At 67.9% G+C, this 4500-nt stretch carries 5 protein-coding genes and 1 pseudogene; all 6 read left to right on the top strand.

The features are described 5' to 3' along the window. The first annotated feature begins 133 nt into the window (after positions 1–133). The 6 genes and pseudogenes from JCM19049_RS19605 to JCM19049_RS08445 all read left to right on the top strand — a co-directional run bounded on the left by JCM19049_RS19605 (position 134) and on the right by JCM19049_RS08445 (position 4431). Positions 134–451, top strand: a complete 318-nt coding sequence (locus tag JCM19049_RS19605; RefSeq protein ID WP_279402778.1) for a hypothetical protein — start codon at positions 134–136, stop codon at positions 449–451. Continuing rightward, positions 345–1407 (top strand): annotated as a pseudogene (locus JCM19049_RS19595) (MmgE/PrpD family protein). Before JCM19049_RS19605 ends, JCM19049_RS19595 begins: the two are co-directional and overlap by 107 nt. 6 nt (positions 1408–1413) lie before the next feature. Further along, positions 1414–1695, top strand: a complete 282-nt coding sequence (locus JCM19049_RS19585) for a hypothetical protein (protein WP_279402776.1) — start codon at positions 1414–1416, stop codon at positions 1693–1695. Continuing rightward, positions 1646–2575 (top strand): methylisocitrate lyase, encoded by a 930-nt coding sequence (gene prpB / locus JCM19049_RS08455; protein ID WP_054821374.1) that lies wholly within the window; start codon positions 1646–1648, stop codon positions 2573–2575. The genes JCM19049_RS19585 and prpB overlap by 50 nt, the downstream gene beginning before the upstream one ends. 44 nt (positions 2576–2619) lie before the next feature. Beyond that, complete coding sequence (locus JCM19049_RS08450; protein ID WP_054821373.1) at positions 2620–3759, top strand: bifunctional 2-methylcitrate synthase/citrate synthase; 1140 nt, start codon at positions 2620–2622, stop codon at positions 3757–3759. 348 nt (positions 3760–4107) lie between these two features. Beyond that, the gene (locus JCM19049_RS08445) at positions 4108–4431 is read left to right on the top strand and encodes a DUF2975 domain-containing protein (RefSeq protein ID WP_279402775.1); all 324 of its coding nucleotides are present in this window, start codon (positions 4108–4110) and stop codon (positions 4429–4431) included. Positions 4432–4500: the final 69 nt, after the last annotated feature.

Below are 4500 nucleotides of genomic sequence, written 5' to 3'. Positions count from 1 at the left end.
CCGCGGAGCACGCCCAGATCGCCCCGGGCGATCGCGGCCCGTAATGCGGAGCTGGCCGCGGCGGCCACCACCGTGCATCTGCACCAAAGTTTTGACCACATCATCAAGCATGCAACCGAGCTGAAAGGCAACCATGATTAATCATCCCGTGCGTGTGTACCGTTCCGAGGAAAACCTGGCCCGCGAGGACCAGCTGGCCCACAAGATCGCGGTGGTTGCCGCCGACCCGGTGGAGGTCACCGACGAGGTCAAGGAGATGATCATCAACCGGATCATCGACAACGCCTCGGTCGCCGTCGCCTCGCTGAACCGCGGCCCGATCATCGCCGCCCCGCGCCCAGGCGCTGACCCACGCCCCCTCCAACGGCGGGGCCGGGGCGACCGTGTTCGGCATCGAGCAGAAGGTCTCCCCCGAATGGGCTGCCTGGGCCAACGGGGTGGCGGTGCGTGAACTGGACTACCACGACACCTTCCTGGCCGCTGACTACTCGCACCCGGGTGACAACATCCCCCGATCCTGGCCGTCGCCCAGCACACCGGCGCCTCCGGGCACGACCTGATCCGCGCGATCGCCACCGGCTATGAAATCCAGGTGGACCTGGTCAAGGCGATCTGCCTGCACAAGCACAAGATCGACCACGTCGCCCACCTGGGCCCGTCGGCCGCCGCCGGCATCGGCACCCTGCTGGGCCTGGATGTGGAGACGATCTTCCAGGCCGTGGGCCAGGGCCTGCACACCACCACCGCTACCCGCCAGTCCCGCAAGGGCGAAATCTCCACCTGGAAGGCGCACGCCCCGGCGTTCGCCGGGGAAGATGGCCGTGGAGGCCGCGGACCGCGCCATGCGCGGACAGACCTCCCGGTGCCGATCTACGAGGGCGAGGACGGGGTCATCGCCTGGCTGCTGGACGGGCCCGACGCCGCCTATGAGGTGCCGCTTCCGCAGCCCGGCGAAGCCAAGCGCGCGATCCTGGACACCTACACCAAGGAGCACTCGGCCGAGTACCAGGCCCAGGCGTGGATCGACCTGGCCCGCAAGCTGCACCGCGAGCACCCGGAGGCCACCGACCCGAAGAACGTGGCATCGATCCTGATCAAGACCAGCCACCACACCCACTACGTGATCGGCTCGGGCGCGAACGATCCGCAGAAGTACGACCCGAGCGCCTCGCGCGAAACCCTGGACCACTCGATCCCGTACATCTTCGCCGTTGCCTGCAGGACGGGGCCTGGCACCACGTGGACTCCTACGCCCCGCAGCGCGCGGCGCGTCCGGACACGGTGGAGCTGTGGCAGAAGGTCACCACCGAGGAGGACCCGGAGTGGACCCGGCGCTACCACTCGCTGGACATCGCCGAGAAGGCGTTCGGCGGGTCCGTTGAGATCACCCTGCCGACGGCACCGTGATCACCGATGAGATCGCCGTGGCCGACGCCCACCCGCTGCGCCCGCCCGTTCGCCCGCGAACAGTACATCCACAAGTTCCGCACCCTGGCCCAGGGGCTGGTCCAGGAGGCGGAGATCGAACGCTTCCTGGCCGCCGTGCAGCGCCTGGACGAACTGGGCGCCGGGGAGCTGGACCAGCTGAACATCCTGGCCGCCCCCGGGTCATCGACGCCGCCAACGCACCGAAGGGCCTGTTCTAATGCTGTACTCCACCCGCACCCCCGCCCAGAAGCGGATCGCGCTGCGTGAAATGCTCACCGCCGGGGCCGCCCGCCAGTTCCCCGGCGCGTTCAACCCGCTCTCGGCGCGGCTGATCGCGGAGAAGGGGTTCGACGGGATCTACATCTCCGGGGCGGTGCTGGCCAACGAGCTGGGCCTGCCGGACATCGGGCTGACCAGCCTGAGCGAGGTGGCCACCCGGGCCGGGCAGATCGCGCGGATGAGCGACCTGCCGGCGATCGTGGATGCGGACACCGGATTCGGGGAGCCGATGAACGTGGCCCGCACCATCCAGGAGCTGGAGTACGCGGGGCTGGCCGGGTGCCACATCGAGGACCAGTTCAACCCCAAGCGCTGCGGGCACCTGGACGGGAAGAACGTGGTGGACACCGGCACCATGCTCAAGCGCATCGCCGCGGCCGCCGACGCGCGCATCGATGAGAACTTCCTGATCATGGCGCGCACCGACATCCGCGCCGTGGAGGGCCTGGATGCGGCGATCGACCGGGCCAAGGCGATGGTCGACGCGGGGGCGGATGCGATCTTCCCCGAGGCGATGAAGGACCTGGGCGAATTCGAGGCGGTGTGCAACGCGGTGCAGGTGCCGGTGCTGGCGAACATGACCGAGTTCGGCAAGTCCGAGCTGTTCACCCGCCAGCAGCTGGCCGACGCCGGGGTGGCCATGGTGATCTACCCGGTCACCTTGCTGCGCAGCGCGATGGGTGCGGCCGAGCGGGTGCTTAACGCAATCGCCGAGGAGGGCACCCAGCAGCGCGAAGTGGATAGGATGTTAACCAGGTCACGTCTGTACGAGCTGGTCGACTACGAGGCGTACAACCGATTCGACACCGGGATCTTCAACTTCCAGGTCCCGGGGCTGGACATCGAATCGAACAACGCGGACCTGTAGCACCGCCGCCGCGCACCTGCACCGAAAACGAAAGGAGTTTGAATATGACCACTACCGAGGAAATCAAGAAGGGCCTGGCCGGGGTCGTGGTGGACTACACCGCGATCTCCAAGGTCAACCCGGACACCAACTCGCTGCTCTACCGCGGCTACCCGGTCCAGGATCTGGCGGCCACCAAGTCCTTCGAGGAGGTCGCCCTGCTGCTGTGGAGCGGGGAACTGCCCAGCGAGAGCGAGCTGACCGAGTTCTGCGCCTACGAGCGGGCCAACCGCTCGCTGGATCCGCGGGTGAAGGCGGCGATCGACCTGCTGCCCACCGACTGCCACCCGATGGACGTGGGGCGCACCGCGGTTTCCGTGCTGGGGGCGAACAACCCGCTGGCCGAGGACTCCTCCCCCGAGGCGGAGCTGCGCAAGGCCAAGGAGCTGTTCGCCGCCTTCCCCGCCGTGGTCGCCTACGACCAGCGCCGCCGCCGCGGGCTGGAGGCCATCGAGCCGCGTGAGGACCTGGACTACTCGCAGAACTTCTTGTGGATGACCTTCGGCGAGGAGGCGGCCCCCGAGGTCGTTGACGCGTTCCGGGTCTCCATGGTGCTCTACGCCGAGCACTCCTTCAACGCCTCGACCTTCACCGCCCGGGTGATCACCTCCACGCTCTCGGACCTGCACTCTGCGGTCACCGGGGCGATCGGCGCGCTGAAGGGCCCGCTGCACGGCGGGGCCAATGAGGCGGTCATGCACACCTTCGACGAGATCGGCATCGACAAGGACGAGTCGCGCGAGGCCGCCGCCGCGCGCGCCAAGTCCTGGATGGAGCAGGCGCTGGCCGAGAAGAAGAAGGTCATGGGCTTCGGCCACCGGGTCTACAAGAACGGGGACAGCCGGGTGCCGACCATGAAGGCGGCCCTGGACCGGATGATCGAGCACTACGGCCGGGCGGAGATGCTCGGGCTGTACGACGGGCTGGAAGCGGCGATGGACGAGGCCAAGGGCATCAAGCCGAACCTGGACTACCCGGCCGGACCCACCTACCACCTGATGGGCTTCGACACCGAGATGTTCACCCCGCTGTTCATCGCCTCACGCATTGTGGGCTGGACCAGCCACATCATGGAGCAGCGCGCCGCGAACTCGCTGATCCGCCCGCTGTCGGCCTACAACGGACCGGAGCAGCGCGAACTGTAGCACCGTTCGTTGGTTGGCCCTCCGGCCTGCGGCGGCCGAAATGCCGCAACGCCGGAGTGCCGGAATGCCGGAACACCGGAATGCCGGAATGCCGCGAGCACAGCCCGTGGGGTTGCACCTGATGCCCAGGTGCAGCCCCACGGGCTTTCTTGCGCCGATTCTCCGGGGTGCGGGCGGAACCGGGTTGCGCGAACCCCGCCCACGATCTATTGTTTTTCGATAGGAAGTAGCCGAACATCAATAGATGCCTGGATGGTTGCCTGGGGCGGTCGCGCGGACCGCGCTTCCCGGGCCGCCGCTTCGGACAGAGTTCGGCACCTCGGTGAATGATGATGAAAGGAGCCCGCGATGGGCAGAATGAGTATCGCCGCGCTGCGGATCGTGCTGGTCGGCGCGATGGGCCTGGCCCTGTTCCTGCAGGGGTTCATCGTCCCGGTCGCCGCCATGGATGAGGGCGGGCCGAGCGGTGAATTCGGCTATCTGCGCCCGGCGTTCCTGGGCTACCTGGTGCTGGTCGGGCTGGTCGTGGAGCTGTGCATCGTGTGCGTGTGGAAGCTGGCGACCCGGGTGCGGCGCGGTACCGTGTTCAACCCGGCGGCCTTCAAATACGTGGACGTGATCATCGCTACGATCGGCGTGGGCGCGCTGGCACCTTCGCGCTGGCTGCGGTGATGGCCCCCGGGGAGGCGATTGCCCTGGGACTGGTGCTGCTGACCGGCGGGCTCGGTGTGCTGGTGGCCG

Source organism: Arthrobacter sp. JCM 19049, from assembly GCF_001310435.1.
Note: the sequence above shows the minus strand (reverse complement) of the source record. Positions and strands in the feature narration are given on the sequence as shown.

What these genes read in the sequence shown, in the direction of transcription:
- JCM19049_RS19605 (WP_279402778.1), top strand. Translation starts at nt 134, where the DNA reads ATGATTAATCATCCCGTGCGTGTGTACCGTTCCGAGGAAAACCTGGCC.
- JCM19049_RS19585 (WP_279402776.1), top strand. Translation starts at nt 1,414, where the DNA reads ATGAGATCGCCGTGGCCGACGCCCACCCGCTGCGCCCGCCCGTTCGCC.
- prpB (WP_054821374.1), top strand. Translation starts at nt 1,646, where the DNA reads ATGCTGTACTCCACCCGCACCCCCGCCCAGAAGCGGATCGCGCTGCGT.
- JCM19049_RS08450 (WP_054821373.1), top strand. Translation starts at nt 2,620, where the DNA reads ATGACCACTACCGAGGAAATCAAGAAGGGCCTGGCCGGGGTCGTGGTG.
- JCM19049_RS08445 (WP_279402775.1), top strand. Translation starts at nt 4,108, where the DNA reads ATGGGCAGAATGAGTATCGCCGCGCTGCGGATCGTGCTGGTCGGCGCG.